This is a genomic window from Nonomuraea sp. C10 (assembly GCF_008017515.1).
Lineage (GTDB): Bacteria > Actinomycetota > Actinomycetes > Streptosporangiales > Streptosporangiaceae > Nonomuraea > Nonomuraea ferruginea.
Genome location: NZ_VPFF01000001.1, coordinates 4,223,737 through 4,249,404 on the forward strand (window position 1 = coordinate 4,223,737; position 25,668 = coordinate 4,249,404).

25 protein-coding genes are annotated in these 25,668 nt (G+C 70.2%); 12 read left to right on the plus strand and 13 right to left on the minus strand.

Translation table 11 applies throughout. The annotated features are described in order from the left end of the window. Nucleotides 1–132: 132 nt before the first annotated feature. Together FR742_RS19355 and FR742_RS19360 are read left to right on the plus strand one after the other, a co-directional pair. The gene (locus FR742_RS19355; RefSeq protein ID WP_148032243.1) at nucleotides 133–903 is read left to right on the plus strand and encodes a FadR/GntR family transcriptional regulator; all 771 of its coding nucleotides are present in this window, start codon (nucleotides 133–135) and stop codon (nucleotides 901–903) included. A 295-nt stretch (nucleotides 904–1,198) separates the two neighbouring features. Beyond that, nucleotides 1,199–2,530, plus strand: a complete 1,332-nt coding sequence (locus FR742_RS19360; RefSeq protein WP_148032244.1) for a ricin-type beta-trefoil lectin domain protein — start codon at nucleotides 1,199–1,201, stop codon at nucleotides 2,528–2,530. A 309-nt stretch (nucleotides 2,531–2,839) separates the two neighbouring features. Here the strand turns inward: FR742_RS19360 and FR742_RS19365 are convergent, their stop codons facing one another. Continuing rightward, entirely contained in the window at nucleotides 2,840–4,063 is a 1,224-nt protein-coding gene (locus FR742_RS19365; RefSeq protein ID WP_148032245.1) for a cytochrome P450, read from the minus strand. Nucleotides 4,064–4,136: 73 nt separating this feature from the next. Then, a complete protein-coding gene (locus tag FR742_RS19370) occupies nucleotides 4,137–5,078 on the minus strand; it encodes an RNA polymerase sigma-70 factor (RefSeq protein WP_148032246.1) in 942 nt (313 codons plus the stop codon). Between the two features lie 229 nt (nucleotides 5,079–5,307). On the opposite strand from FR742_RS19370, the gene FR742_RS19375 reads away from it, so the two are divergent. The 5 genes from FR742_RS19375 (at nucleotide 5,308) to FR742_RS19395 (ending at nucleotide 10,800) form a co-directional block, all read left to right on the plus strand. Continuing rightward, complete coding sequence (locus FR742_RS19375; RefSeq protein WP_148032247.1) at nucleotides 5,308–6,159, plus strand: SDR family NAD(P)-dependent oxidoreductase; 852 nt, start codon at nucleotides 5,308–5,310, stop codon at nucleotides 6,157–6,159. 49 nt (nucleotides 6,160–6,208) lie between these two features. Continuing rightward, entirely contained in the window at nucleotides 6,209–7,402 is a 1,194-nt protein-coding gene (locus FR742_RS19380; RefSeq protein WP_148032248.1) for an NAD(P)/FAD-dependent oxidoreductase, read from the plus strand. Between the two features lie 268 nt (nucleotides 7,403–7,670). Beyond that, nucleotides 7,671–8,348 carry a response regulator transcription factor gene (locus tag FR742_RS19385; protein WP_148032249.1) on the plus strand — a complete coding sequence of 226 codons (678 nt, stop codon included), beginning with the start codon at nucleotides 7,671–7,673 and terminating at the stop codon, nucleotides 8,346–8,348. Continuing rightward, nucleotides 8,345–9,715 (plus strand): sensor histidine kinase KdpD, encoded by a 1,371-nt coding sequence (locus FR742_RS19390; protein WP_148032250.1) that lies wholly within the window; start codon nucleotides 8,345–8,347, stop codon nucleotides 9,713–9,715. The genes FR742_RS19385 and FR742_RS19390 overlap by 4 nt, the downstream gene beginning before the upstream one ends. A 68-nt stretch (nucleotides 9,716–9,783) precedes the next feature. Then, nucleotides 9,784–10,800 (plus strand): serine hydrolase, encoded by a 1,017-nt coding sequence (locus FR742_RS19395; protein ID WP_261808625.1) that lies wholly within the window; start codon nucleotides 9,784–9,786, stop codon nucleotides 10,798–10,800. A gap of 557 nt (nucleotides 10,801–11,357) precedes the next feature. On the opposite strand, the gene FR742_RS19405 is transcribed toward FR742_RS19395, so the two are convergent. The 9 genes from FR742_RS19405 to FR742_RS19445 form a co-directional block, all read right to left on the minus strand. Continuing rightward, nucleotides 11,358–11,984 carry a nuclear transport factor 2 family protein gene (locus FR742_RS19405; protein WP_222708983.1) on the minus strand — a complete coding sequence of 209 codons (627 nt, stop codon included), beginning with the start codon at nucleotides 11,982–11,984 and terminating at the stop codon, nucleotides 11,358–11,360. A 13-nt stretch (nucleotides 11,985–11,997) separates the two neighbouring features. Then, complete coding sequence (locus FR742_RS19410; protein ID WP_148032252.1) at nucleotides 11,998–13,425, minus strand: aldehyde dehydrogenase family protein; 1,428 nt, start codon at nucleotides 13,423–13,425, stop codon at nucleotides 11,998–12,000. A 17-nt stretch (nucleotides 13,426–13,442) separates the two neighbouring features. Next, nucleotides 13,443–14,108 carry a 3-oxoacid CoA-transferase subunit B gene (locus FR742_RS19415; protein WP_148032253.1) on the minus strand — a complete coding sequence of 222 codons (666 nt, stop codon included), beginning with the start codon at nucleotides 14,106–14,108 and terminating at the stop codon, nucleotides 13,443–13,445. Further along, entirely contained in the window at nucleotides 14,105–14,767 is a 663-nt protein-coding gene (locus FR742_RS19420) for a 3-oxoacid CoA-transferase subunit A (RefSeq protein WP_148032254.1), read from the minus strand. The genes FR742_RS19415 and FR742_RS19420 overlap by 4 nt, the downstream gene beginning before the upstream one ends. Beyond that, nucleotides 14,764–15,957 (minus strand): thiolase family protein, encoded by a 1,194-nt coding sequence (locus FR742_RS19425; protein WP_148032255.1) that lies wholly within the window; start codon nucleotides 15,955–15,957, stop codon nucleotides 14,764–14,766. Before FR742_RS19425 ends, FR742_RS19420 begins: the two co-directional genes overlap by 4 nt. A gap of 143 nt (nucleotides 15,958–16,100) precedes the next feature. Next, the gene (locus tag FR742_RS19430) at nucleotides 16,101–17,078 is read right to left on the minus strand and encodes an LLM class flavin-dependent oxidoreductase (RefSeq protein WP_148032256.1); all 978 of its coding nucleotides are present in this window, start codon (nucleotides 17,076–17,078) and stop codon (nucleotides 16,101–16,103) included. After that, a complete protein-coding gene (locus FR742_RS19435; RefSeq protein WP_222708984.1) occupies nucleotides 17,079–18,170 on the minus strand; it encodes an ABC transporter substrate-binding protein in 1,092 nt (363 codons plus the stop codon). A 15-nt stretch (nucleotides 18,171–18,185) separates the two neighbouring features. After that, nucleotides 18,186–19,052 carry a hypothetical protein gene (locus FR742_RS19440; protein ID WP_148032257.1) on the minus strand — a complete coding sequence of 289 codons (867 nt, stop codon included), beginning with the start codon at nucleotides 19,050–19,052 and terminating at the stop codon, nucleotides 18,186–18,188. 33 nt (nucleotides 19,053–19,085) lie between these two features. Further along, nucleotides 19,086–19,976, minus strand: coding sequence for a DUF6282 family protein (locus FR742_RS19445; RefSeq protein WP_148032258.1), 891 nt, complete (start codon nucleotides 19,974–19,976; stop codon nucleotides 19,086–19,088). A gap of 194 nt (nucleotides 19,977–20,170) precedes the next feature. On the opposite strand from FR742_RS19445, the gene FR742_RS19450 reads away from it, so the two are divergent. From FR742_RS19450 to FR742_RS19470, 5 genes are all read left to right on the plus strand, one after another. Continuing rightward, entirely contained in the window at nucleotides 20,171–20,950 is a 780-nt protein-coding gene (locus tag FR742_RS19450) for an IclR family transcriptional regulator (RefSeq protein WP_148032259.1), read from the plus strand. Between the two features lie 65 nt (nucleotides 20,951–21,015). After that, nucleotides 21,016–21,804, plus strand: coding sequence for an ABC transporter ATP-binding protein (locus FR742_RS19455; protein ID WP_148032260.1), 789 nt, complete (start codon nucleotides 21,016–21,018; stop codon nucleotides 21,802–21,804). A gap of 8 nt (nucleotides 21,805–21,812) precedes the next feature. Continuing rightward, nucleotides 21,813–22,706, plus strand: a complete 894-nt coding sequence (locus tag FR742_RS19460; protein ID WP_148032261.1) for an ABC transporter permease — start codon at nucleotides 21,813–21,815, stop codon at nucleotides 22,704–22,706. A gap of 3 nt (nucleotides 22,707–22,709) precedes the next feature. After that, nucleotides 22,710–23,480 (plus strand): HpcH/HpaI aldolase/citrate lyase family protein, encoded by a 771-nt coding sequence (locus FR742_RS19465; RefSeq protein WP_148032262.1) that lies wholly within the window; start codon nucleotides 22,710–22,712, stop codon nucleotides 23,478–23,480. Continuing rightward, on the plus strand, nucleotides 23,477–24,235 hold the full coding sequence (locus FR742_RS19470) for an SDR family NAD(P)-dependent oxidoreductase (RefSeq protein ID WP_222708985.1): 759 nt from the start codon (nucleotides 23,477–23,479) through the stop codon (nucleotides 24,233–24,235). Before FR742_RS19465 ends, FR742_RS19470 begins: the two co-directional genes overlap by 4 nt. 483 nt (nucleotides 24,236–24,718) lie before the next feature. Here FR742_RS19470 and FR742_RS19480 read toward each other — a convergent pair whose 3' ends face one another. Together FR742_RS19480 and FR742_RS19485 are read right to left on the minus strand one after the other, a co-directional pair. Then, the gene (locus FR742_RS19480) at nucleotides 24,719–25,078 is read right to left on the minus strand and encodes a hypothetical protein (RefSeq protein WP_148032263.1); all 360 of its coding nucleotides are present in this window, start codon (nucleotides 25,076–25,078) and stop codon (nucleotides 24,719–24,721) included. Nucleotides 25,079–25,249: 171 nt separating this feature from the next. After that, nucleotides 25,250–25,618, minus strand: a complete 369-nt coding sequence (locus tag FR742_RS19485; protein ID WP_148032264.1) for a hypothetical protein — start codon at nucleotides 25,616–25,618, stop codon at nucleotides 25,250–25,252. Nucleotides 25,619–25,668: the final 50 nt, after the last annotated feature.

Sequence of the window (25,668 nt, forward strand, 5' to 3'; positions counted from 1 at the left end):
CCCGCTTTCCGGGAGCGGCCGCCGGATCAGGCCGTCTGCGGTCAAACGTAATTCGTATGACGTCTCACGGCAAGGGATCGTGCGTATACTGACCGCGGTGACGCTGTCACCTGCCAGGCCACCGGAGGCGACATGACGGCATCGCGGGAAACGGCCGGCAGTGACCCGGCGCCACCGGCCTGGGTACGCCGCCCGGCGAGTCTCGCCAGAGCGGTTACCGCCGAGCTGGTGGAGCGCATCGTGCGCGGTGTACACCCGCCGGGGACACCGTTGCCTCCCGAGCCCGCGCTGTGCGAGACCTTCTCCGTGAGCCGCACCGTCGTGCGGGAGGCGGTGAAGATCCTTCAGGAGAAAGGGCTGGTGCAGGTCCGCCAGGGCTCCGGCACCATGGTCACTCCCCCGGCGACCTGGGACATGCTCGACGAGCTCGTCCTCACCGCGACCATCGCCGAGGACGAGAGCCTGGCGATCCTCGACGACCTCGTCGTCACCCGGCGCGTGCTGGAGTCCGACATGGCCAACGTCGCCGCCCGCCTGGCCGGGCCGGACACCGTAGATCAGCTACGAGCGCTGGTGGATCACATGGACGAGCTCGTGGACGACCCGGTCACGTACGCCGAGAGCGACCGCGCCTTCCACGACACCATCATGCGGGCCTCGGGCAACCGCATCGCTCGTGGCGTCGTACGGTCACTCGAAGGCCAGGTCGTCAACACCGCCCGCTACCTGGGCAGGACCGAGCGGGCCCTGTGCGTGGCGTCGAACCTCGGCCACCGCCGCATCTACGAACGCATCGCCGCGCACGATCCCGACGGCGCGGCCGAGGCGATGTTCCGCCACATCACCGACGCCTGGATCGTCCGCCGCAGCGGGACGGCCGATCCCGTACGGCTGCAGCGCTAGGGCACGCGAACGATCTGAAAGTTTCATCTCGGCAGATCAGGGGTGGCCGCGGCGGCTTGTCCTGGTCAGGCGGAGGAGCGGCGGGATCTCCCCGGGCGAGGGCCCTCGACGTCGGGCGGGCCGGGCCTTGACAGGTCTTGTCACGGTCATATTTGCTCCGCTGCACCATCGCCATCAGCCGCCCGAAAGAAAGGGGAACCGATTCCAGCGCTATTACGTTAGCGCTAACACATTAAATTCTCGACTACTTCCCATTCACGTGTGGCACCACCACAACGGCAAAGGAAATCGCGTGATGTCGAGGCTCAGGCTCCTCCTCACCGCCATCGCGTCGGCGGCACTGCTCGTCGTTCCGACCACGGGGCAGACGGCGCTGGGCGACAGCGCGACCCCGTCGCGCGCGCAACAGAGCGCCCTCGCGCCCACCGCGGGATGCGGCAAGACCCCGACCCTCAGAAGCGGCACCCAATCGATTACCACGAACGGCAGAAATCGAAGCTTCGTCCTGAGAATTCCAGACGGCTACAACAACACGACCCCCTACCGGTTGATTTTCGGATTCCACTGGAACGGCGGCACCGCCAACGACGTCGACTCGGGCGGAACCAGTGGTTATCCGTGGTCCTATTACGGGCTCAGGGCGTTGTCGAACGGCACCGCGATCTTCGTCGCGCCCCAGGGACTCAACAACGGCTGGGCCAACTCGGGCGGTGAGGACGTCACCTTCGTCGACGACATGATCCGGAGGATCGAGGCGGACCTCTGCGTGGACACCGCACAGCGCTTCGCCCTGGGCTTCAGCTACGGCGGCGGCATGAGCTACGCGCTCGCGTGCGCCCGGGCGACGGTCTTCCGCGCGGTGGCGGTCTATGCCGGCGCGCAGCTCAGCGGCTGCAGCGGCGGCACGGAGCCCGTCGCGTACATCGGACTGCACGGCCTCAGGGATTCGGTGCTCAACATCTCCGCGGGCCGGTCGCTACGTGACCGGTTCGTCAGGAACAACGGCTGCACACCCCAGAACCCGCAGGAGCCCGCGCAGGGCAGCCTGACGCACATCGTCACCTACTACTCGGGGTGCCGGACCGGGTATCCGGTGGCGTGGGCGGCGTTCGACGCCGGCCACACCCCCGGTCCCGTGGACGGGAGACCTGGCGACTTCGAACCCGGCGAGAACTCCTGGACCAGGCCCGTGGTCTGGAACTTCTTCACGCAACTGGGAGGCGGCGACCCGAATCCGCCCGACACGAGCGCGCTGCGGGGTGTCGGGTCGAACCGCTGCCTGGACGTCAACGGCGCTTCCCAGGCGAACGGCGCGCAGGCGCTGATCTGGGACTGCAACGGCCAGGCCAATCAGCAGTGGACCGTGACCAGTGCCGGTGAGCTGCGGGTGTACGGCGGCAAGTGCCTGGACGTGAACGGGGCCGGGACGGCCGACGGCAGCGCGGTGATCATCTGGGACTGCAACGGCCAGAACAACCAGAAGTGGCGCCTCAACGCCGACGGCAGCATCACCGCGGTCGGCGCGAACAAGTGCCTGGACGTCAGCGGCGCCGGCACCGCCAACGGCACCAGGACGCAGATCTGGACCTGCCACGGCGGCGCCAACCAGAAGTGGACCCGCGCCTGACGGTCCGCGAGGGCGCCACCGCCGGGGCGAGTCACCGCCCCCCGCTCACCTCCACCGACCGCATCATCGACGCCCGCACCCACCACATCTCCGCCGGCGGGTACGTCCTGCAGAGCTCTACCTGGGCCACACCCAGGAGCGTGTCGGCTCCTGGGTGTGGCCCAGGAGCCGACACCTTCGTCCCGCTCCTGTTCTGCATGTCCGGGCGAGTGGAGGCTGCGTTCCGGACGGTGCCCTGGCCAGGTCAGGACGCATGGGCCGGAGCCGACGCGGAGTCCGGTGCCGGCTGTGATCCGCACCGTGTCCTGCTCACCAGGTGACCGGGAGTTCGTGGACGCCGTAGACGACGGCGTCGCTCTTGAACGGCAGGTGCTCGGCCGGTGTGGCGAGCCGCAGGGTGGGGACGCGGCGGAACAGCGTGTCGAAGACGATCTGCAGTTCCATCCGGGCCAGGTTCTGGCCGAGGCACTGGTGCGGGCCGAAGCCGAAGGCGAGGTGGTGGCGGGCCCCGCGCTCGACGTCCAGTTCGGCCGGGTCCTTGAACGCCGCCGGGTCCCAGTTGGCCGACAGGGCCGAGACGATGACGCCCTCGCCGGCCTTGATACGCGCCCCGCCGATCTCCACGTCTTCGGTGGCCACCCGGGAGGTGACTCCGTCGGCGATGGTGAAGTAGCGCAGCAGTTCCTCCACGGCCATGGGCGTCTTGTTCGGATTGGCGGTGATCAGGGCGAGTTGCTGTGGGTGGGTGAGCAGTGCGACCACGCCGAGCGAGATCATGTTCGCTGTGGTCTCGTGTCCGGCGGTCAGCAGCAGGAAGGCCAGGCTCACCAGGCCCGCGTGATCGAGGGCGCCTTGCCGGCGTTGCCGGGCGATCTGCCGGCTGAACAGGTCGTCGCCGGGTTCGGACTCCTTGCGGGTGACCAGGTCGTCGATGTAGGCGCGCAGTTCGGCGAAGGCTCGCTGCCGGTCCTCCAGGGAGGTCCGGCTCACCATCATGGTGGTGCGGCTTTGGAAGAAGTCGTGGTCGCTGTAGGGGACGCCGAGCAGTTCGCAGATCACCAGGGAGGGCACCGGCAGGGACAGCGCCTGTACCAGGTCGACCGGCTGCTGGTCGGTGGCGAGCAGGTCGTCGATGAAGCGGTCGACGATGTCCTGGATCCGTGGGCGCAGCGCGGCCAGCCGCCTGACGGTGAATTCGCCGATCACCGGGCGGCGGGCCGCGGCGTGTTCCGCGCCGTCCATGCCGAGCATCAACGGCGGCTGGCTGCGGAGCTGTTGCAAGGTCGCCGCATCGAGGGTGAAGAGCGGGAAGCCCTCCTTGCGCTTGTCGCAGGAGAAGCGGGGGTCGGCGAGGACGGCACGGCCTTCCTCGTGCCCGGACACCCACCACGCCTCGCCGCCGCTGGTCAGGCGGACCCTGCTGATCGGTGCCCGCTCGCGCAGCCGTTCGTAGGCGGCGGGCGGGGCGAAGGGGCAGCCACGCTCGACAGGCACTTCCAGGTCGGCGCGTTCGCCGGCGACGCTGTTCGTCATGAAGAACCTCCTGGTAAAAAGTCCGGGATGAAGCCGGAGGCGGTGTCTGGTCGATGGGCTGTTCCGCCGGTGTTCATCGCAGGGTGAGTGGGGTCTCGGATGCGATGCGGGTCAGCTTGTCGGGGTTGCGGACGTAGTAGAGGCCGGTGATGCGGGCGTCCTCGACCCGGGCTGCTATGACGCCGTCGATCTCGCCGTCTACGCGCAGGAGGAGCGCCGGGTTGCCGTTGACCACGGTGGGCTCGCTGGTGAGCGTGACCTGGGCCTTGCCGAGGCCGCTGACGATCATGCGGGCCACCTTGCCCGCGCCGATGATCGGCTGCGGCGCGGCCTGCTTGACGCCTCCGCCGTCGCTCACCAGAACGACCTCAGGGGCGAGCACGTCGAGCAGGCCCTGCAGGTCCCTGGTCTCCAACGCGCGCCGGAACGACTCCAGAGCCGCCCGGGCCTGGCCCGGGGAGACCACCTCGCGAGGACGCCGGGCGTCGACGTGCCGGCGGGCCCGGTGCGCGATCTGGCGTACGGTCCCCGGCGTCTTGCCGACGGCGGCCGCGATCTCCTCGTAGCCGATGGCGAAGACCTCGCGCAGCACGAAGACGGCCCGCTCGGTCGGCGACAGCGTCTCCAGGACGAGCATCAGCGCCATCGACACGCTCTCGGCCAGCTCGACGTCCTCGGCCACGTCCGGCGCGGTGAGCAGCGGCTCGGGCAACCAGGAGCCGACGTAGTCCTCCTTGAGACGCCTCATGGTGCGCAGCCGATCCAGCGAGCGCCGGGTGGCGATCCGTATCAGGTAGGCGCGCTGGTCGGACACCTGTCCCAGGTCGACCTTGACCCACCGAAGCCAGGTCTCCTGCAGGGCGTCTTCGGCGTCGGCCGCCGAGCCGAGCATCTCGTAGGCGACGGTGAACAGCAGGTTGCGATGGGCGAGGAACACCTCGGTGGCCGGGCCCATCTGACCGCCACCGGCCATCGGCTCGGCTGCGCCCGTCGTCGCGTCCCCGCGCTCCTGCATACCTGGCTCCTGCCCGCTCATTCGCGACTGCTGCTCCATGCATAAGGCGCCGGCGCCCGCCGATGTGTGACACCCGTGATGGGTGACACACCTCACGTGACCGCACTGTCACAAAGTCCGGGGAGCGAACGCCGCATGGTCGTCAGGGTGCCGACTCCCTGAGCGATCATCTCCGCTCCGCTGCGGGGTGACCGCGCAACCGCCATCTCACAAGGAACGGAAAGACATCATGAGCAAGGTCTGGTTCGTCACCGGTTCGTCTCGCGGCCTGGGCCGCCACTTCGTCGAGGCCGCCCTGTCGCGCGGCGACAAAGTGGCCGCGACCGCCCGTACCGCCGCAAGCCTTGACGAGCTGGTCGCCGGCTACGGCGACGCGGTGCTTCCGCTGGAGCTGGACGTGACCGACAAGGCGGTCGTCTTCGACGGTGTGAAGCGGGCCGCCGAGCACTTCGGCCGTCTCGACGTCATCATCAACAACGCCGGGTACGCCCAGGTCGGCGCGGTCGAGGAGATCACCGAACAGCAGTTGCGCGACCAGATGGAGACCAACCTGTTCGGCGCGGTGTGGGTGATCCAGGCCGCACTGCCCTACCTGCGCGAGCAGGGCTCGGGACACATCATCCAGTTGTCCTCGGCCGCCGGGCTCATGGCCATGCCGCTCAGCGCCGCCTACAGCGCCTCCAAGTGGGCCTTGGAAGCCGTGAACGAATCCCTCGCCCAGGAGGTCGCCGACTTCGGTATCAAGGTGACCGTCATCGAGCCCGGCGGCTTCGCCACCAGGGGCGGCAAGAACCCCGATCCCCTCGACAACGGCCACCTGGCCGAGCCCGACCCGATCTACGACGGCCTTCGCCGGCGCATCGCCGCGTTCGCGGGAAAGCAGCCCGCCGGCGACCCGGCCGCCGCGGCCCAGGCTCTCCTCGAGATCGTCGACTCCGACGACCCGCCCCTGCGGGTGCTCTTCGGCCAGGGCTTCTACCCGATCCTCCAGCAGGTCTACGCCGACCGGCTCAAGACCTGGGCCGACTGGCAGGACCTTTCGGCGCAGGCTCACGGCAACCTCGATCAAGAAGATCGGTGACCCGGCCGAGTCATTCCATCGCAAGCAAGCGAACCGACAGGAGCACCACATGAAGCACCGCATCGTCGTCCTCGGCGCCGGCTACGCCGGGGCCTACGGGGCCGGGATCCTGGCCCGCCGGTTGTCCCCGGCGGACTTCGAGATCACCGTGGTCAACGCCGAGCCGGAATTCGTCCAGCGCATGCGGCTGCCCCAGTTGGCGGCCGGTCAGGAGATCGACACTCCGAACCTCGCCGACGTCTTCGCCGGCACGGGGATACGGCTGCGCCTGGCCCGTGTCACCGCCGTCGACCCCGAGCGCCGGGTCGTCACCCTGGCCGACGCCGGCGGCGAGCTCGGCTACGACACGCTTGTCTACGCGCTCGGCAGCCACGGTGACGTCGAAGGCGCCCCGGGCGTGGCCGAGCACGCCTTCGACGTCGCCGCCCGGCCCTCGGCGCTGCGCCTGCGCGAACGCCTGGACAGCCTGGTCACGCGGGGCGGAGGCGGGAACGTGGTGGTCGTCGGCGACGGGCTGACCGGCATCGAGACCGCCACCGAGCTCGCCGAATCCCGGCCCGGCCTGTCCGTGACGCTCATCGCCCGCGGACAGCTGGGCGCCCGGCTTTCGGCCGGAGCCCGCGGCCACCTGCGGCAGGCCTGCGACCGGCTGGGCATCACCGTCCTGGAGCACACCAGCGTCGAAGCCGTCGAAGCGGAGCGGGTGCTGTGCACGGACGGCACCGCCCTGACCTCCGACGCGACCGTGTGGACGGCCGGGTTCGCGGTCAGCCCCGTCGCCGCCGCCGCCGGGCTGAAGGTCACCGGGACTGGTCAGATCGTCGTCGACCGCACCATGCGGTCGATCTCGCACCCCGACGTCTACGCCATCGGCGACAGCGCCTGCGCCGTCGGCGACAACGGCCGGCCGCTGCCGATGTCCTGCGCCTCGGCCGGCTACACGAGCCGGCAGGCCATCGAGGCGATCGTGGGACGCCTGACCGGCCGCAAGGTCCCACACACCAAGCTGGTCTACACGTACAACCAGATCAGCCTCGGGCGGCGGGACGGGATCCGGCAGGCGGTCGACGACGAAGGGCGAGCGAGGGCGAAGTACCAGGGCGGCCGGAAGTCCGCACAGATCAAGTCGGTCATTCTCAGGATGGCGCTGTGGGCCACCTCGCACCCGACCTTCGGCATGCCCAGGCGCAAGCACCGCCTGGCCGCCGCACCGGACGCGACAGCCGCGAAGGCGGCCGTGTAGCCGCCTCATAGGGTGTGGTCCACGTGGACGACCCCGCCGCTGATCGACCCCAGCCGGTTCGAGGCCGGAGAAGCCGGCCGGCCGCAGGAGTTGTCGCCGTCCGGCTCTGACGGCCTGGGGTGACGCTCGCTTCGACGGCGACGATCGGGGCGTCGTGCACGCAGGCGACCTGAGTTGCGGCGCCGGCCCGGCGGCCAACATCCTGTTCGTGCTCCAGACCTGACGAAGTAGGATCTGGGCCCCTCGGCTGTTCCCCCTGGAGGTGTCGTTGGCCGGTCACCAGATCCTCGCGGTCGATGACGACCCGGCGATCCTGCGGGCGCTGCGGCGCGGGCTGCGGCTGGAAGGGTTCGGCGTCGACACCGCCGGCTCCGGGCAGCGGGCGCTGGAGCTCGTCGCCGTCCGCAGGCCGGACGCGGTCGTGCTCGACGTGTCCATGCCCGGCCTGTCCGGCATCGATGTGTGCGCCCGCCTGCGGTCCGGCGGGGCCGACGTGCCGGTGCTCATGCTGTCCGCCATGGACGACGTGGCCGACCGGGTCGCCGGGCTCGCCGCGGGCGCCGACGACTACGTGGTCAAGCCGTTCGACCTCGGCGAGCTGGTGCTGCGGCTGCGCGCGCTGCTGCGCCGGGCCGGCCGCGTCCCCGGCGCCGCGGTACGGGTCGGGCCGCTGGTCGTCGAGCCGGCCGCGCGCAGGGTGACGATGCACGGGCGCGAGGTCGAGGTGACCCGGCGCGAGTTCGACCTGCTGGAGGTGCTGGCGCTCAACGCCGGCCTGGTGCTGTCCCGCGAGGTGCTGCTGGAGCGGGTCTGGGGCTACGACTTCGACGTCACCGAGAACGCCGTCGACACCTTCGTCGGCTACCTCCGGCGCAAGCTGGGTGAGCCCCGCATGGTGCACACCGTCCGCGGTGTCGGCTTCGTCCTGCGGGCGCCGGCGGCGTGAAGCTGTCCACCCGCTTCGCGCTCTGCCTGGCCGTGCTCGTCCCGCTCATGGTGTCGCTGGCCGGGCTGCTGGTGCTGGCCCTGGTCTCCGCCGATCTGCGTGCCGAGCGCGACGAACGGCTGCTGGCGCGGCTGAACGCGCTCCGGCCGATGGCCACCTCGTACGCCTGGCGGGCCCGCGTCGCGCCCGCCGTGCCGCCGGACTTCATGGAGCGCCGGCTGGCCGCCGCGGTCGGCACGGGCGCGTACGTGCACGTCCACGGCGCGGAACCGCTGACGATCGGCGACGTGCCCGCGCGCCCGCCCGCCGGCGACGGCCCCGCCGACCACGCCGAAGGGGCGGGCGAGTGGCGGTACGTGGCCACCGACCTGGGGCGGCGGGGCAGCCGGTTATGGCTGTTCGAACCGCGGGAACGGCTCGACGCCCAGCTCGCGCTGCTGCGCCGGCGGGTGTGGACGGTCACGCTGGCCGGCGCCGCGGCGGGCGCGGCGGCCGGGCTGGCGCTCGGGCGGTACGCGGTACGACCGCTCGTCCGGCTCGGCCGGCAGGCCGCGGCCCTCGACACCCCGCCGGAGCCGTCCGCCCGCACGGGGATCCGGCTGGACACCGGGTCCCGCGTCGGTGAGATCGACCACCTGGCCGGGGTGCTCAACGACCTGCTGGACCGGCGCGACGCGGCGGTGACCCGCACCGCCGAGGCGCTCGACACCGCCCGCGCCTTCGCCGCCACCGCCGCGCACGAGCTGCGCACCCCGCTCACCAGCATGGGCGCCAACCTCGCCCAGCTCGACCACCCCGGTCTCACCCCCGCCGACCGCGACGAACTCGTCGCCGACCTGACCGCCGAGCACGCCCGCGTCCAGCGGCTCATCACCGTGCTCCGCCAGCTCGCCGCCGGAGAGCTGCTCGACCCCGCGACCTCCGCCCCCGCCGACCTGAGCGGCATCGTGCGCGAAGCCGCGGCCTCGGCCCGCCGCCGCCACCCCGGCGCGACGATCACCGAGTCCGTGGCGGACGGCGTGACCGTGCGCGGCTGGGCCGAGGGGCTCCGGCTGATCGCCGGCAACCTGCTCGACAACGCCGCCAGGCACGGCGAGCCCCCGATCACCGTGGAACTCGCCCTCGACGGGGCGACCGCCGTCCTCACCGTCGCCGACGGGGGCCCCGGCGTCCCCGCCGGGGAGCGTGAAGCCGTGTTCGCCCGGTTCCGCCGCCGTCCGGGCAGTCCCGGCTCCGGCCTCGGCCTGACGCTCGTCCGTCAGCAGGCCGAGCTGCACGGCGGCGCCGCCACCGTGACCGGCTCCCGCTTCGAGATCCGGCTGCCCACGGCAGGCGGGACCGGCCGGGCCCGCTCGTGGCTGGAGTGACTGCCAGAGATTTGCCAAGGACGCCCGCCATCATCGCCCCTGTCCCATCACCCACTCCAGGAGGCGACGTGCGCAGCATCCTCATCGCGCTCACCCTGGCCGCTCCCGCGGCCCCGTCCGCCGACGTCATCCGGCCGTCGGCCGACCCGGTCAAGCTGGTCGACGCCAACCGGCCGCTCTCGGCCACGTACACCTACCAGGGCGAGCGGCGCACCCTCGACGACTTCCTCACCCGTACGAAGACCAACGGATTCCTCGTCCTGCGCGGTCAGAAGATCGTCCACGAGCGGTACACCGACGCGAACCGGAACACCCGCTTCCAGTCGTGGTCGATGGCCAAGTCCTTCACCTCGGCGGCGCTCGGCGTCGCGCTGCGGGAGGGGCACATCCGGTCGCTCGACGAGCCGGTCACCAAGTACCTGCCCGAACTGCGCAAGTCCGGCTACAACAACGTGTCCATCCGGCACCTGCTGTGGATGTCGTCCGGCACCGACTGGGACGAGCGCGAGGACGTCCCCCGGATGCAGATCGCCGCGAACCAGGGCCAGTCGCTCACCCGGATGGCCGCCCGCCAGCAGCCCGACTGGACCCCCGGAAGCCAGTTCGAGTACAACAGCATGAACTCGTACGTCCTGGCCCGCGTGATCACCGAGGCGACCGGCACCCCCTACCACCGCTACGTCGAGAAGAAGATCTGGCAGCCCGCGGGCATGGCGGGCGCGGCCCAGATCTCCAGTGACGGCAAGGGCGAGAGCCTCGGCTACTGCTGCTTCCAGGCCACCGACCGCGACTACGCCCGTTTCGGCCTGCTCTACCTGCGCCAGGGCAAGGCCCACGGCAAGCAGGTGGTCCCGGCGTCGTGGGTGAAGTCGTCCACCAGCCCGTCCGGGGTCAACCCGAAGTACGGGCTGCACTGGTGGCTGGGCGGCGAGCGTGACTTCATGGCGGCGGGGTTCGGCGGGCAGTACATCTACGTCTCGCCGGAGCACGACGTGGTGATCGTCAAGTCGACCACGTCGACCGGCGCGCACGACCAGGAGGAGGTGCTCGCCGCCTTCCGCGCCGTCGCCGCCAAGGTCTCCTGAGCGCGCCGTACGACACCCGGGTCACCTCGCACGGTCACCGTCGGGCGACGGCCTGCGGCGAGCCGGCGTCACGGGCTGCTCCGGCTCGTCCCGGTACCGCAACCCCGACCAGCGGGTGACCCGGACGATGATCGCCGGCCCGGCGGGGCGGACCAGGAGACCGTCACCGTCACGTGTCGGGGATGAACGGGCCTTAGTGCTGAGGCGTAAGGGTCACATGGCGACGGCCACCGCGGGATCATCCGGAGTCTGTGAAGACAGCCGAAGATCATGCGGTGGCCGCGGACCGCCGGTCGGTTCGGCCGCATCGAACCACGTCGCGCCGCGCATGCGTACGTGCGCGGGGTGCCGGCCGACACCGACCGCGAGACTGCTGGAACGTGGCCGAACACGCCGGGCTGCTCGGTCCGCGGTCGCGCGGCCGGGGACCGAGACGATGTCGGGCTCGTCGTCCTGGCCGATGCCGGCGGTGCAGGTGCAGGGCGAACCTACGGCTCGACCCGCCCAGGACTCGTGCACGCCCGGGCCCGTCGCAGCGGGGCCCGCGGCGCTGACCGCTAGCCCGTGCCGGCGAGCCAGGCGGTCTCGCCTTGGTGGAACGCGTCGAGCTCGGCCGGCCGGTCGTCGCCGAGCAGGTCTTGGCTCACCGTCACGCCGCGGGTCGACTGAATCCAGGTGAGGAACCGGTAGGACGGCCGAAGCCCGGCAAGCTGGGCCACGTCCACCGGAAGCGCCCCACCCGCGTGGACGGGGCGCAGCTCGTCGCGCTCCATCAGGACCTCGAAGCTCATCAGCCTCCACCGTCCTTCGTCCCGAACCGCACGTGAGAAGAAGCGGCAGTAGGCGTGGAAGTCGACCTCCACTCCCTTCACCGTGGTCCGGTTGAAGATCTTCGCCGGGCTCTCGACGGTCGCCCGGTCGCCCTCGACCCGCGCGTAGGCGGGGAAGACCCAGTGCTTGCTGTTCCCGGTCCGCTCCATCCACGTCTTCGTCGCCTCGACGTAGGCCTCGCCGCCGCGTCCCTCGTACCACGTGGTCCGGACGTGGGCGTCGTCGTGGAAGCAGTCACGCATCATGTCGAAGAGTCGCTGGTCGCGGGCGAAGCGTTCCCGCCTCACCAGGTCGAAGAGCTCCTCGCGGTCCAGGAGGACTGCCAGCCGCCGGCTGTGGTCGGGGTTCACCATGTCGTCCTCTCGTTCACCGCGGATAGCCGAGCACGGCCTTCACCTCGAGGTACTCCTCGAAGCCGAACCGCCCGAACTCCCGTCCGTTCCCGGACTGCTTGTAGCCGCCGAACGGCAGGCTGCGGTCGAACGGAGCGCCGTTGAGGTAGACGCGGCCCGCACGGATGCGGTTGGCGACCCTGCGGGCGCGGTCGGGGTCCTTCGACTGCACGAAGCCCGCCAGCCCGTACGGCGTGTCGTTCGCGATCTCGACGGCCTCGTCCTCGGTCTCGTAGAGCAGGATCGAGAGCACGGGGCCGAAGATCTCCTCGCGCGAGATCCGCATCTGCGGCGTGACGTCGCCGAACACGGTCGGGCGGACGTAGAACCCCTTGCCGAGCCCGTCGGGGCGTCCCGGGCCGCCGGCCACGAGCGTCGCGCCCTCGTCGATCCCCGACTGCACGAGCGCCGTGATCTTCTCCAGCTGCGCCTGGCTCACCACGGGCCCCATCGTGGTCGACGGATCGAACGGGTCCCCGAGACGGACCTCCTCGACCGCCCGTCGCGCAGCGGCGTACGCCTCGTCGCGCTGCGAGCGGTGCACGAGCATCCGCGTGGGCGACTGACAGTTCTGGCCGCCGTTGGTGTAGCACGAGTGCACCCCGGCGACGACCGCGGACTCCAGGTCCGCGTCGGGCAGGATGATGTTGGCCGACTTGCCACCGAGCTCGAGCGCGACGCGCTTCACCGTGTCGGCCGCGAGCTTGGAGACCCTGATGCCGGCACCGGTCGAGCCGGTGAGCGAGACCATGTCGATGCCGGGGTGCGCCGCGATGGCCTCACCCACCGTGGGACCGTCACCGTTGACGAGGTTGAACACGCCGGGCGGCAGCCCGGCGTCGTGGATGACCTCGGCGAGCACCATGGCGCTGAGCGGCGCGATCTCGCTCGGCTTGAGCACCACGGTGCATCCCGTGGCGAGGGCCGGGGCCACCTTCGACGCGACCTGGTTCAGCGGCCAGTTCCACGGCGTGATGAGACCGCAGACGCCGATCGGCTCGCGCCGCACGATCCCGGCTCCCATCTTCTCCTCGAAGCGGTAGTCCGCGAGCACGCGGGCCGCCTCCTCGAAGTGGAACAGCGCCACCGTGGCCTGGCGTTCTGTCGAGAACGTGATCGGCGCCCCCATCTCGCGTGTCATCGTCCGGGCGATCTCGGGTAGCCGAGCCCGGAAGCCGGCGATGATCCGCTCGAGGTACTCCAGCCGTTGCTCCACGCTGACGTGCGCGTACGCGGCGAAGGCCGCGCGCGCCGCCACCACCGCACGGTCGACGTCCTCGGCCGTCCCGAGGCTGATCTCCGCGAACGTCTCCTCTGTCGCGGGGTCGAGGACGCCCAAGGTGCGCGGCGCGGCCGGATCGGCCCACGCACCCCCGATGTAGAACTGGTGCCTGGTGGACATGTCGCTCTCCAACCTCCTCATGGTGTCGCCGCGGCGAGCGGGACGTCGACGCGTGCGCGGAGCTCGTGGAACGAGATCCCCCACGTCTCCCGGACGAGGACCTGGTCCCGCCCGGTGATCTCGAACGTGGCGAAGTCGGTATAGACCCGGTCCACGCACCGCAGCGCGGTGAGCGGATACGTGCATTCCCTGACGAGCTTCGGCTCGCCGGTCCTGGTGAACAGCGACATCAGCACGAAGACCTGCTTGGCGCCCACGGCGAGGTCCATCGCCCCGCCGACCGCCGGGATCGCGTCGGGCTCGCCGGTGTGCCAGTTGGCGAGATCCCCCGATGCCGAGACCTGGTAGGCGCCGAGGACGCACAGGTCGAGGTGGCCGCCTCGCATCATGGCGAACGAGTCGGCGTGGTGGAAGTACGAGGCGCCGGGCAGCTCGGTCACCGGGAACTTGCCGGCATTGATCAGGTCGGGATCGATCGCGTCGCCCGTCGCCGCCGGCCCCATGCCGAGCATGCCGTTCTCGGTGTGGAGGATGACCCCCGACTCCGGGGGGAGGTGGTCGCCGACGGTCGTGGGCTGACCTATGCCGAGGTTGACGTACGCCCCGCGGGGAATGTCGCGCGCGAGCACCCGGGCCATCTCGTCCCGCCCGAGAGGGCCGCGGTCAATGTGCTGAGCGATCATGACGACACCTGCACGATCCGGTCGACGTAGATGCCCGGGGTGACCACGGCCTCAGGGTCCAGCGCTCCCGGCTCGACGACGTGCCGCACCTGCACGACGGTGGTCGTCGCGGCCGTCGCCATGACGGGAGCGAAGTTGCGTGCCGTCTTGCGGTAGACGAGGTTCCCGAGGGTGTCCGCGGTGTGGGCGCTGATGAGCGCGACGTCGGCGGCGATGGGCAGCTCCAGGACGTACGTCCGGCCGGCGATCTCGCGGGTCTCCTTTCCCTCCGCGAGGAGAGTCCCGGCTCCGGTGCGGGTGTAGAATCCGCCGATCCCGGCTCCGGCGGCGCGCATGCGCTCGGCCAGGTTCCCCTGCGGCGCGACCTCGAGCTCGATCTTCCCACTGCGATACAGCGCGTCGAAGACCCAGGAGTCCGTCTGCCGGGGGAACGAACACACGATCTTGCGTACCCGCCCGGCCGCGAGCAGCGCCGCGAGCCCGGTGTCCCCGTTGCCCGCGTTGTTCGACACGACGGTGAGGTCTCGCGCTCCCTGCCGGATCAACGCGTCGATCAGGTCGAACGGCATGCCGGTCGTGCCGAAGCCGCCGACCAGCACCGTCGAGCCGTCGGCGATGCCGCTGACCGCCTCGTCGGCAGAGGTGCAGAGCAGCGTCATGCGACGTTCTCCAGCACGACCGCCAAGCCCTGACCCACACCGATGCAGATGGCCGCCACGCCCCATCGTTCACCGGACTCCACGAGCCGCGCCGCGAGGGTCCCGAGAACGCGCCCGCCCGAGGCGCCCAGCGGGTGCCCGATGGCGATCGCCCCGCCCTTGGCGTTGACGAGCTCGGCGTCCCGCAGCCCGAGCTTCAGCCAGGCGTCGACACAGGCGATCGACTGGACGGCGAACGCCTCGTTCAGCTCGACGGCGCCGATGTCGTCCCAGGTGATGCCCGCCCGCTCGAGCGCGTCGCCCGCGGCCTCGACCGGGGCGTAGCCGAACTGCTGCGGCTCCAGCGCCGCCCAGCCGCGACCGGCGATCCGTGCGACCGGGTCACGACCGATGGTCGCGGCCGCGCTCGCCGAGCCCAGCAGGACCGCGCTCGCGCCGTCGTTCAACGGTGAGCAGTTGCCGGCGGTGATCGTCCCGTCGGGCCGGAACGCCGGCTTCAGCTTCGCCAGCGCCTCGAGCGAGGTGCCGGGACGGATGCTCTCGTCCTGGGCCAGGTCGGCGCCGGGGACGGGCACCACGAGGTCTTCGTAGAAGCCCTTCGCCCACGCCTCCGCCGCGAGGCGGTGCGAGCGGGCGCCGAACTCGTCCTGCCGCTCGCGCGAGATCGAGAACTTCTCCCGCAGCTGCTCGTTGCACTCGCCCAGCGAGGCCGTCCACTCGGCGGGCATCCGCTCGTTCACCAGACGCCAGCCCAGCGTCGTGGAGACGGCGGTGACGTCGCCTGCCGGGAACCGGCGCGACGGCTTCGGCAGGACCCACGGCGCCCGCGTCATCGACTCCACGCCTCCGGCGATCGCGATCTCCGCGTCGCCGGCCTCGATCATGCGTGCGGCCATCATGGCGGCGTCCAGCGACGAGCCGCAGAGCCGGTTCACCGTGGTGGCGGTCACCGAGACGGGCATGCCCGCCAGCAGCACGGCCATCCGGCCGACGTTGCGATTGTCCTCGCCGGCGCCGTTGGCGTTGCCCCAGAACACGTCGTCGACCAGGCCGGGATCCAGGCCCGGCGAGCGGTCGAGAAGTCCCTTCAACGCAGTCGCGGCCAGATCGTCGGTCCTCGTGTCGGCCAAGGCTCCGTTGAACCGGCCGAACGGGGTCCGGACCGACGCGTACACGAATGAGCTGCTCATCGGAGCGTCTCCACTTCCTGCCCCATCTCAGGAGGCGTCCTTCGCTTGCTTGCGGATGTCGTCGTAGGAGAAGTCGTTGGCGTCGGGAAGGTCCGTGGCCGGGAACGCCTTGTCCACGAACGTCCCGCCGGAGCCGGCCTCGGTCAGTTCCCATCCGAGCTCGTGATCGCGTCGGAAGTCGTCGTGTCGTGCCAGTGCGGGAGGACGTGCCGCCCGACGAGGTCGAGTGTGTGGCGGGCGACCTCCGGCGGCATGCCGAACGGGGCGACCCGCAGCTGGACGGACGTGACCCCCGCCCGGACGTACCGGGCGATCGTCGCGTCGATCTCGCCGGGCGTGCCCACCATGGGGAGCTCGATCTCGGCAGGGCCGTCCGCACCCATCCACAAGCCCCGCTCGGTGTAGTAGCCGGTCGCGGCCTTCAGGTGGCGCGCGGCGAGCTCGCGGGCAGTGGCGGCATCCTCGTGGACGACGCAGAACCTGGTGGTGGCGACCACTCCCTCCGTCCCGTCCGGCCGTCCGCCGCGACACGACCAGTAGGCGGCCGACTGCTTGGTCAACAGGTCGTCGCAGTAGTTCGTCGCGCCGTAGAATCCGTCGGCGAGCGTCGCGGCACGACGGGCCGAGGCAGCCACCTTGCCGCCCACCAGGATCCGCGGCCCGCCGCGCCGCACCGGAGGCGGGACCGCCACCGGCGCGTCGGCGGACCAGGCGTCGCGCAGCGACTTCAGCGTGGCGTCGAAGGCCGCGCCAGCCGGACCTGACGCGGGCAGCCCGGCCCGTTGGGCGACCTCCGGGCCGCCGAGCCCGAGGCCGAGGGTGAGCTTCCCGCCGCACAGCTGGTCGAGCAGCGCGGCCTCGTACGCCAGCTTCTCCGGACTGTACGCGCGCAGGAGCAGCACCGCCGACCCCAGCGCCAGGGACGTCCGCCCGGCCAGATGCCCCAGGACCATCAGGACGGACGGAAGGTGGAACGGCTGAGCCGCCGCGTGATAGCTCTCACCCACCCACGCGGAGTCGAAACCGTGCCGCTCCGCGCGGGCGAGCAGCGTGACCGCGCGATCCACCTGCGGGCGGACCGGCTCCTGGGAGCTCAGGTCGAGCGCGACCCCCAGCCGCATTCAGCCGGCGCTCTCTGCTTGCTTGACGACCTCGTCGTAGGAGAAGTCGTTGAACGCCTTGAACATCGCGTCGGTGTAGATCTCCTTCGCCGGGAACTTCTTGATGAGTCCGGCCGAGGCCATGAAGTCGAGCGAACGGGTGAACGCAGCCTCGTCGATCCGGCCCAGCGTCTTGTCGTCGAAGCCCTGTCCGTCCAGGCGTACCTCGAGGACCTTGACCCCGTCGGCCAGCGCCTTCTCCTCCGGTTCCGACCCGCGGGTCTCCGGATAGAGCTTCCACAGGTCGCGGATCGCGGCCTCGGGGTTGGCCTTGGCGAAGACGAACGCCTTCGCCACCGCGCGGCCGAACCGTTCGAGGACGTCCTTCTTGGCCTCGAGGTTCTTCCGGGTCGTCGCGAAGCCGCCGCCCCACGCGTCCGCCGTCTCCTTGACGGGAAGCGGCGTCAAGGTGACGCCGGCGTTCTTGACGATCTGGTACTGGATGTCCCAGAGCGCCAGCGCATCGACCTGGCCGCTCTTGATGGCGTTGATCTGCTGGGCGCCGGCGCCGATCGGCACCAGCGTGGCTCCGTTCTGGCCCAGCCCGTTGAGCTCCATCGCGGTACGGGCGAACGTCGCGCCGGAGCTCGCGACCGCGGAGACGCCGATCTTCTTGCCGTTCAGGTCGGCGATGCTCTTCACGTCCGAACCGTCCGGCAACTGCAGGCTGTAGATCCACTTCGCCCAGTAGGAGCTGAAGTAGGCCAGGTCCAGGTCCTTGTCGTGCCCGATGGCCACGGGCTCGACCGTCATGAGGCCGAGGTCGGCCCCGCCGCCGGCGACCTGCTGCGCTGCCTGGGTGGCCGACGGGAACAGGTTGGTCGTGACCTTCAGACCCTCCTGCTCGTAGAAGCCCTCGGCCTCCACGACGGCCATGACCGCGTAGCCGGCGTTCCAGCTCGGGGACGCCATCGCGAACGTCACCGGCGTCAGCCCGCCGGACTTGGCCGAGGCGTCGGATCCGCTGCCGGAACCGCACGCGCTCAGCGTCACGACCGCGCACAAGACCGCGACCGCACCACTGACGACTTTCACCGCTCGTCCGGTCTTCACGATGGAACCTGCCTCTTACTGGTTGGGGAGGGGGTAGGTGTCTTCGTTGAGCACTCGGCCCGGCGTCAGGGAGAAGTCCAGACGCGGCGGGCAGAAGATGTCGATCAGCTGGTTGGTCCCCGGACCGACGGCCTCGCTGGTGTGGATCATGGGCGGCGGGATCACGGCCACGGAAGGACTGCCGCACTTCAGGTGCCGGTCCTCGCGCCACTCGCTGCGCCGCCTGGACCACGGGGTCCGCAGGTGGTGGACGTACTCACCCTCCACGGCGAGCGAGCACTGCTCGAAGTCGTCGTGGTCGTGCGGCGAGAGGGTGTCAGGATCGCGCGGGCCGATCCTGGGCGCCAGGAAGTTGATCATGAAGGTGCTGCACCGCACGATCTGGCCCGGGCGGACGGCGTCCTGCGTCACCTGCAGGTCGGCCAGCCGGTAAGCCCTGATGCGGTAACCCCCGGGTGGGTCGGGCCACGGCTCGAACGGCTTGGTGTTCGGGTGCGGATCGGCGTACGAGTCCCGGTTGCGCGCCTTGTCCAGCAGGTCGGCGGACCGGGAGCTGAACAGCCGTACGACGGTGCAGTCGTCGACGCCGGCGATCGCGCTGCTGCCCGGCGGGACCATCACCACGGCCTTGCCCGAGACCGACTCGGACTCCCGCGACGCACGGATGACGACGCCGCACTCCTCGTACGGGAGGATCGCGACGTACTCGTCCGGCTGGTCATCCCGCTCCAGCACGTCGCCGGCGACCAGCGTCGTGTAGGCGAGCACGAAGTTGTGTCCGCGGAAGTACCACGTCGACGATCCACCAGGGGTCGTCTCGTCGGGATCGCCCGTACCGAGGTCGGAGAACTCCACGTCGGGCGGGGTGGCCAAGGTGGTCATCGTCTGTCCTCATCTGTCGTGGGGGGTGGTCGTTCAGTCGTCCAGGCCGAGCAGGAAGGCCGGGTTGTCGCAGAAGATCTGCCGCAGCGACCTCTCGTCCAGGCCGAGGTCCAGCAGCGCGGTCGCGACGCGGATGTAGGAGTCCACCGGCAGCGGCCGGTCCTTCTGACCGAGGTCGGAGGCGATCACGGTGTGCTCCGGGCCGATCTTCTCGATCCAGTCCAGGAGGATCTTCGGGTCCCACTTCTTGGTCCCCTCGGGGTCGTAGAAGCCGGTCTCGTGCTCGACGAACGCTCCGTAGCCGACGAGCTCACGGCACTTCGCCTCGTCCGCGCCGATGACGTAGTCGGGATGGTTGAGCAGCATCCGGGTGACACCCTTGTCCTTGGCCGCGGCGAACAACTGGGTGATCGACTCGGTCTCCATGTGCCCGCCGGTCACCATCGCGCCGGTCTCCTTGACCAGGTCGAGCACCTCGTGGACCTCGGGGATCAGCTCGCCGTTCTCCTGGTGGATGTCGACCCTGGACGACGGCACCTCGACGCTCGCCGTGGGGAAGCCGACGCCCTCCGGATGGCACTCGATGTGCCGGCCGGCCGAGAACGTCGGGAACCACACCGCTTTGCCCCCCATGCGCAGGCACATGGCCACCGCCTGGGGGTTGATGCCGCCGATCATGCTGTTCAGGGTGATGCCGCCGAAGACCGGGGTCTTGATCTTGGCCAGCCGGTCGCTCATCGAGAGCAGGTCCATGACCGTGTTGTGGTGGTGGGACTTCACCAGCACGCCGCGCATGCCGAGCCGCTCGCCGTCCTTGCCGGCCTCGGCATGGTCGATGCGTCGGGGGAACGGGTTCGGGCCGGAATGGCAGTGCAGGTCAACGCAGCCGTTCAGCAGCTTGATGATGGCGGGTGTGGCAGTCACGAAGTCTCCAGGCGTCGGCGGTGTTCGCATCACAGACTGAGAGTTCGCTATCCGGTCTGTCAATAGGGTGCGTTCGAGGAACGCTTCCGCGAATTCGCAGGAAAATCTTGCAGCGAGACGTGGGTCACGCTTACTCTCTGTCCGTACTGCGAACTACGGGCACTCTTTATGGACACTCAACGAGGCGGGGGCCGATGACGAAGCGCCAGGTCGACAAGCCAGTGACTGCTCGCGAGCAGGACATCCAGGCGGTGAGCCGGACCGCGCAGATCCTCGGACTGTTCGGTCCGGAGACTCCGGAGCTCTCCGTCGCGGAGGCCACCCGCCGGCTCGGTCTGAACCGGACCACGGTGCATCGCTACTTCAGCTCGATGATCGGCTCCGGCCTGCTCGAGCGTGTGGAGGACTCCGCACTCGTTCGTCCCGGACGGTCGATCCTGCAGCTCGGCAGTTTCATGCTGGGACAGCAGCGCATCATGCAGAAGGCGCCGGCCTACATGCGCGAGCTCGTGCTCGAGATCAAGGTCAGCACCGTGCTGTCGCTGTGGGGCACCTCCGGCCCGGTGGTCTCGCTGGTGGAGGAGGCCGAGCATCCCACCCTGGTGACAGTGCGCGTGGGCTCGCAGCTCGCCCTGGACTCCTCGCAGGCCAAGGTCTTCCTGGCCTTCCTCCCCGACCAGTTCCACGCCGACCGGCTCACCGGCAGCCTCCCCGAGCCCCAGCGCACCGAGACTCGCCGTCGTATCGAGGCGATCCAGCAGGCCGGCATGAGCAGCCACGTCAACCACCGCGGCATCTGCGTCGTCGCGGCGCCGGTGTTCGCGGCGACCGGGATCTGCGCCACGATCGCGGCCGTCGGCACCGAGCGGATGCTGCCGGAGGCGCTGGACTCCCGAGAGGCCACGGCGTTGAAGGCCGCCTGCAAGCGACTGACCAAGGAGATGGGCGGCACGTGGCCCGAGGCGGCCGACTGATCGCTGCCCGCACGACGACCAAGGCGCGGGCAGCCTGCGCTCGAACCAGGTGAGGAATGACAGACATGCCGACCAGCACCGACACCGACTGCGTGATCCGCCTGGACTCGCTGTCCATGCTCTACCCGACGAAGTCCGGCGGGACCGTCCAGGCTCTCGACGACGTCTCCCTCAGCGTCCGAGCCGGTGAGTTCATCTCCATCGTCGGCCCCAGCGGCTGCGGCAAGAGCACGCTGCTGCGGATCATCATGGGCCTGTCCCGCCAGACCTCCGGACAGGTCACCTTCGGGCCGTCGGAGGACACCCACCGCAACCAGCTCGGGATGGTCTTCCAGCAGCCGCTGCTGCTGCCATGGCGCACCGTGCGGAAGAACCTGCTGACGTCTCCGGACCTTCACGGCGCCCGGGACGCCGCGACCCACGCGAAGGCCGACGAACTGCTGGTGATGCTCGGCCTGGAGGAGTTCGGCGATCGGTACCCCAACGAGCTGTCCGGCGGGATGCAGCAGCGGGTCGGGATCGGCCGCGCCCTGATGCACGACCCGCGCATCCTGCTCATGGACGAGCCGTTCGGCGCCCTCGACGCGATGACCCGCGACCAGATGGGACTGGACCTGCTGAAGATCTGGGACCAGGACCGCAAGACCGTGCTGTTCGTGACGCACAGCATCCCCGAGGCGGTGCTCCTCGCCGACCGCGTCGTGGTCATGACACCGCGACCCGGCCGGTTGGCGGACGTCGTCGAGGTCGCGCTCCCTCGACCGCGGCGGCTCGAGAACATCAACACGCCCGAGTTCGGGGAGATCGTCCTGAAGATCCGCAAGCTGCTCGACTCCGAGCACAGCGCCCACTAGGAGTCCTGATGTCCACCAACACCAAGCGCCACGCAGCCGGCGGCGAGGCACTCGCCGCCCCGGACGGCGGGACCGCGCCGGTGGAGGCGCCCACGAGCTCGGACACCCCGGTCCGATCCCGACGCCGCCGAGTACCGGAGATCACCTACAGCGTGCTGGTGTTCATCGGGCTGTTGGTGGTCTGGCAGGCCGTCGTGGAGATTTTCGACGTCTCCGACATCCTCGTCCCCGCGCCCACGGCCGTCGCCGGCTCCCTGGTCGACGGCTTCCAGGACGGCAGCCTGATGACCCACTCGATCGTCACCCTGAAGGAGATCCTGATCGGGTTCGGCATCGCGGTCGGCTCGGCACTGGTCTCCGCGGTGCTCATCACCCAGTTCCGGACGGTGGAGCGCGTGCTCTTCCCGCTGCTCATCCTGACCCAGACCATCCCGAAGGTCGCCATGGCGCCTCTGCTGATCGTCTGGTTCGGCATCGGGATCAGCTCGAAGGTGCTGACCGTGGCGCTGATCGCGTTCTTCCCCCTCCTCATCAACGCCATCTTGGGATTCCGGTCCGCCGCCTACGAGCAGGTCGAGATGCTCAGGTCCTTCGGCGCGTCCCGCATGCAGGTCATGCGGCACCTGCAGATCCCGTCGGCGCTTCCGCACATCTTCGCGGGACTGGAGGTCGCCGTCATCCTGTCCGTGACCGGCGCCGTGGTCGCGGAGTTCGTGGGCAGCTCCGCAGGTCTGGGCTACCTGATCCAGGCGAGCAACTTCACCCTGGACGTGGCCAGGACCTTCGCGGTGATCGTCGTGCTGTCGGCCGTCGGCATCGCACTGCACGCGGTCGTCGTGCAGCTCGGCAAGTGGCTGGTCTTCTGGACCGCCGCCCCCACCGACACCACCAGCGGGATCTGAGCCATGACACGAGTACGCAACGGGATCAACGACGGCACGCTCGGGACCTGGATCAAGCTCGCCAGCCCCGAGAGCGTCGAGATCATGGCCTACGCGGGCTTCGACTTCGTGGTCATCGACCTCGAGCACACGACACTGGACCTGGGCGCCGCCTCGACCCACATCGCGACGGCCCGCGCCCTCGGCGTGGACCCGCTCGTCAGGGTGCCTGACCACGGCCTCAGCGTGATCCAGCGGGTCCTGGACGCCGGCGCGGCCGGTGTGATCGTGCCGCACGTGGACACGGCTCAGCAGGCCCGGGCGGTCGTACGGGCCACCCGCTTCCCGCCGCGCGGCGACCGCGGGTCCGGCGGCACCAGCCGAGCGGGTCGCTGGGGGCTGCTGCCACGGGCGGACTACCTCGAGTACGGCAACGAGCAGGTTCTGTGCGTCGTCCAGCTCGAGAGCGAGGCGGCGATCAGGAACGCGAGGGAGATCCTGGCCCTCGACGGCATCGGTGCCGCGCTCGTCGGGACGGCCGACCTCTCGATGTCGATGGGCGTCGCGGCGGGACGCGACGAGGTGGACCGGCTCGCCACGTCCGCGCTGGAGGCCGCCGCCGCGGCAGGTGTTCCCATCGGCACCGCCTCCGCCACGAGTGAGGAGGCCCGGACCGCGCTGGCCCGCGGCTACGACTACGTGGTGGTCAGCAACGACACCTCGATCCTCGCCAGCGGAAGCCGGGCGATCGTGAACGCGCTGAAAGCGCCCGTCGCCGAGCGAGTCGCCCGGTGAGCGCGCCACGGGTCGCCATCGTGACGGGCTCGAGCTCCGGGATCGGAGAAGGGATCGCCCATGCGCTCGCGGCAGACGGCTTCACCGTCGTGGTGAACTCGGCCACCTCGGTCGACGCCGGTGAGCGGCTCGCGGCCCGGCTCCCGGGGGCGAGCTACGTCCAGGCCGACATCGCCGATCCCTCCGACGCCGTGCGCTTGGTGGAGACGACCGTGGAGCGGCACGGCCGGCTCGACCTGCTGGTGAACAACGCCGGAGTGTCGCGACCCGTCCCCCACGCCGACCTGGATGCGATCACCGCTGACGACTGGCACCGGATCCTCGGCGTCAACGTCGTCGGGACGTGGCAGGTCTCCGTCGCCGCCGTGAAGGTCATGGAGCCCGGCAGCCAGATCATCAACATCACCTCGGTGGGCGGCTCGCGCCCCCTCGGCAGCTCGATCCCCTACTCCGTCAGCAAGGCCGCGCTCGACCACCTGACGAGGCTGCTGGCCAAGGCCGTGGGTCCAGACGTCCGGGTGAACGCGATCGCCCCGGGGCCGCTCCAGACCCGACTGACCTCGGACAGCCTCACCACGCGGGCGGCGCGCACCGTGGCCATGACACCGCTGGGCCGGCTCGGGCAGCCATCCGACGTCGCAGCGATGGTCCTGGCGCTCACCAAGGCCCCCTTCGTCACCGGTGAGGTGATCCACGTCGACGGCGGCATCAACCTCGTCACCCACCTCGACGCGCCTCGCAACGACGACGCGTGATCCGTCCCCGCCCCTGAGGGCCAACCGGGGCGCTGTGCGGCGTCGATGGCACGCGCGACACCTTTGAGCCGGCCGGAATCCTCGAAGCGGTTGGGGGACTTGCCGACCTTCAACCGGCTCGGCGGCCGGACGGCGGGTTCTCGGTGCTGCGGTTGGCCACGCTGCTGGACCAGCCGGTACTGGCGCGGTCCGGCCTCCCTACCGGCCGGTCTGGCATTTTCGAGGACGGCCGGCCGGTCCGGCGCTTCCCTTCCTACAAGGGGCAGAAGCACTTTCGGGCCGGTGGTGGTCAGCGACGATGGGCCGGCACGTCGGTTACGAGTCCTGGCTAGAACGCGATCACCTGATGTTGTTGGACTACGACCCGCAGGTGGTCGGCATCGCCACCTACTGCCGGGCATTGCCGGCGCGCTGCGCGAGCCGTTCTGCGAGCCGACGGGGCTGATGGCCGGGCGACTGGGTCTCCTTCGACGGCAGTGAGCATCAGGTCGTCGGGCTGGCCGGCACGTCGGTCCGGCTGCCGTCGGAGGCGGGCGAGCAGGTGGTGCTGGCGGGGCATTTGATGGCCGCGGCGGACTTCGCGGTCATCGGCGCCGGGGCCGAGGTCCTGGCTGAGGCGGAACGCTGGCGGCGGACCATCGTCGAGGTGGAGACCGGCCTGCCGCCGGACGCTCCGACCGATACGGTCCCACGGGAGGAGTTCGATCCGTCACGGCGGAGCTCGGCCGAGCGGCAGCAGGCCAAGGCAGTGGGGCTGGAGGGCACCGTCCGCACTATCGAGCGGCGGCGGGCCAGCGACGCTTGCTGCTCCCATGCCGGGTGCCGGTGGTCCTGCACGATCATGCAGTCGGCTTCCCCGGCCGCCGACAGCCGCGAGCCCCGCTCGCGGAAGCGGAGCGGGGCTCGCTCAGGTGGGTCGGAATCCGCCGGTAGAACCCCCGGCCGGTCCTACGGCACCGACACGTCGGTGCTCGAATTTGAGACAGTGCCTAGTCGAGCCCGACGAGCGCCGGATCAGCGGCAGTGGTGCGGATGGGTATCGCAGTCGATGGGGTCTTGGTCGGGGTAGATCGACGACACTCCTGCGCCGTTCAGGGGCGCGGCTGCGGCAGACCCGGCGCCGATGACCTGTGCTGCCCCGATGGTGAAGCACGCAGCCATGATCATTACAGCCGTGCGCCTTTTGTTCATGTGACCCTCTCCTTGATCGTCGTACACGAGCCATGCTCGCCGGCCGATCTTGAGGATCAGTTGTGGATCACTGCAGGTGCTGCCCGCGTTCGTGGTGGCCGCCCCGAGATGCAGGTCGAAGCCATTGAGGAGCCGTGCAGAGGGAGCGACGAACAGCTCGCCCAGGCCGCTGCGTAGTGTCGGGCGTCGCACCGAACACGGCTCCGGCCTCGGAGGGCAGCGAGTGCCTCAGCGACATCGGC

Coding starts and splice junctions, on each gene's coding strand:
- FR742_RS19465 (WP_148032262.1), top strand. CDS start 22,710: ATGACACGAGTACGCAACGGGATCAACGACGGCACGCTCGGGACCTGG.
- FR742_RS19375 (WP_148032247.1), top strand. CDS start 5,308: ATGAGCAAGGTCTGGTTCGTCACCGGTTCGTCTCGCGGCCTGGGCCGC.
- FR742_RS19365 (WP_148032245.1), bottom strand. CDS start 4,063: ATGACGAACAGCGTCGCCGGCGAACGCGCCGACCTGGAAGTGCCTGTC.
- FR742_RS19450 (WP_148032259.1), top strand. CDS start 20,171: ATGACGAAGCGCCAGGTCGACAAGCCAGTGACTGCTCGCGAGCAGGAC.
- FR742_RS19410 (WP_148032252.1), bottom strand. CDS start 13,425: ATGTCCACCAGGCACCAGTTCTACATCGGGGGTGCGTGGGCCGATCCG.
- FR742_RS19460 (WP_148032261.1), top strand. CDS start 21,813: ATGTCCACCAACACCAAGCGCCACGCAGCCGGCGGCGAGGCACTCGCC.
- FR742_RS19430 (WP_148032256.1), bottom strand. CDS start 17,078: ATGCGGCTGGGGGTCGCGCTCGACCTGAGCTCCCAGGAGCCGGTCCGC.
- FR742_RS19360 (WP_148032244.1), top strand. CDS start 1,199: ATGTCGAGGCTCAGGCTCCTCCTCACCGCCATCGCGTCGGCGGCACTG.
- FR742_RS19480 (WP_148032263.1), bottom strand. CDS start 25,078: ATGATCGTGCAGGACCACCGGCACCCGGCATGGGAGCAGCAAGCGTCG.
- FR742_RS19370 (WP_148032246.1), bottom strand. CDS start 5,078: ATGCAGGAGCGCGGGGACGCGACGACGGGCGCAGCCGAGCCGATGGCC.
- FR742_RS19380 (WP_148032248.1), top strand. CDS start 6,209: ATGAAGCACCGCATCGTCGTCCTCGGCGCCGGCTACGCCGGGGCCTAC.
- FR742_RS19415 (WP_148032253.1), bottom strand. CDS start 14,108: ATGATCGCTCAGCACATTGACCGCGGCCCTCTCGGGCGGGACGAGATG.
- FR742_RS19355 (WP_148032243.1), top strand. CDS start 133: ATGACGGCATCGCGGGAAACGGCCGGCAGTGACCCGGCGCCACCGGCC.
- FR742_RS19405 (WP_222708983.1), bottom strand. CDS start 11,984: ATGGTGAACCCCGACCACAGCCGGCGGCTGGCAGTCCTCCTGGACCGC.
- FR742_RS19455 (WP_148032260.1), top strand. CDS start 21,016: ATGCCGACCAGCACCGACACCGACTGCGTGATCCGCCTGGACTCGCTG.
- FR742_RS19420 (WP_148032254.1), bottom strand. CDS start 14,767: ATGACGCTGCTCTGCACCTCTGCCGACGAGGCGGTCAGCGGCATCGCC.
- FR742_RS19425 (WP_148032255.1), bottom strand. CDS start 15,957: ATGAGCAGCTCATTCGTGTACGCGTCGGTCCGGACCCCGTTCGGCCGG.
- FR742_RS19440 (WP_148032257.1), bottom strand. CDS start 19,052: ATGACCACCTTGGCCACCCCGCCCGACGTGGAGTTCTCCGACCTCGGT.